1 protein-coding gene is annotated in these 1,549 nt (G+C 57.9%); it reads right to left on the bottom strand.

Annotation, left to right across the window (positions count from 1 at the left end):
• Nucleotides 1-596: 596 nt before the first annotated feature.
• Complete coding sequence (locus ACZXDY_RS45840) at nt 597-1,142, bottom strand: hypothetical protein (protein ID WP_464350003.1); 546 nt, start codon at nt 1,140-1,142, stop codon at nt 597-599.
• Nucleotides 1,143-1,549: the final 407 nt, after the last annotated feature.

Here is a 1,549-nt window from a genome sequence, read left to right as displayed (position 1 = left end):
GCATACATTCATACAAGATGCCCGCGCAGCAGGGCTGACGGTCAAATCGTTTTTCTAGCAGCTTCGCAAACAGGCGCCCGGCTTCGTCAATATTTTCAAGGCGCTCGGAAAGCGAAAGTAACCGGCCCCGGCGGCCCCCGCGCGTTAGTCGGGGCTGTTTTTCGCTAGAGCAACAACGCCAGGACCACGCACGCCGCGGCAATGCACATCGCCAGTACGAATATCACTATGACCCCTGTGCCTTTTCCTACGCGTGCAACCTAGGATGATCGCGGTCAGCCGCTCAATTGAACGTGGTTAATGCGCCGGCCATCCAAAGCGGGCAGTGAATGATACGAAGGTTTAGAGAGCGCGCCCCTAAAGCCGACCACTTCCGCAACGGGTCATAAGCGCAGGTTTGAAGCCGGCCAGTACACTTCCGGTGTACCGCGAACGCTGACGATTCAGAGCCGCGCCGTTCTTCGCATTGGGGCCAGAGCCTGACTCATGCAGCAGGGTGCCCATCTGATTTCTTCATTTGGGGGCCCAACGTTACGCCGCTCCTGGAGGCCGAGAACAATCCCGGCCCCGCAGTTTGGTGCGAGCTGCCTGTCAATTTAGATGTGCAGCAAGTCCAAGTATTGATGCTCGAACATATGGAATGCGCCGTGCAAGCTCTTGGCTACGGCCGGCACTTCGGCGAGCCCCGCCTCAAGATTTACCACAGCCTCTCGAGTGGCCTCGGCTATTGAAAGTTGATCGGAAAGGGGAAGATGTTGCAGCACGCCGCCGGCCGCAAGCTTAGCGGCGATGCCCAGAGTGGCGAACCCCTCGTATAAGCCGGCCTCGGGGTCGTAATGAGCGTCGCCGGGATCTGTGTACGTTAGTGCGTGCATGCCCTCCACAAGCTGAACGTCGGCTGCTGCTCGTGCTGATGGTTCTGTAGAAGTTTGGTACACGAAATCGTGCCGAAAAAACAGCGCATCGAGCTGGTCTACTGGGGGTGGGTCGGCCGAGGTCCCCGTAATCTTTCCACCCACCTCGCCAGCTGAATAATTCGGACCACCGTAGTTCCCATAGGTAGGAAGTGGGATGCCGTGCGTTGCAAAGGAGTCTGGGGAATTGGGGTCGAAGTAAGAGCGTGCTTCCCAGTTGATGTGCATGGTCTCTTCCTCCAATTAGGGACGCCCGTAGGGTCGCGCCCCGGCGGTCACTGCCCCGCTTCAACCTACCATAAACCTTCGGAAAAATGTTTGGCAGTTCTGTATCGACGTGCTGACGCTAGTCGCTCCGACTGGAATCGATTGCAACCAAGCAGGCCCGCGAAGTTCGATGAGCAAAAACGACGCTTGAGGCATTCGCTTCATTCTAACCGCGGCAGTCAGTTCCGGTCTTCCCCGGTAAGCGGACGTCTTCACGCTCCGACGACATGTCTCAAAAGGGCCATTGGACTAAACCGCTCGCGCGGTAGGCCGCTGCGGCAAACAGGGTGTCCAAGCCGATAGCGCCAAGGGGCGTCCTGTCTTGAGATTGAGGGGTTGCAACAACCTCACCCAAGACAGGAGCATCC

This window comes from Bradyrhizobium sp. LeoB3 (assembly GCF_055456055.1).
The sequence above is the reverse complement of the archived record's forward strand: the minus strand, read 5'-3'. Positions and strand labels throughout refer to the sequence as shown.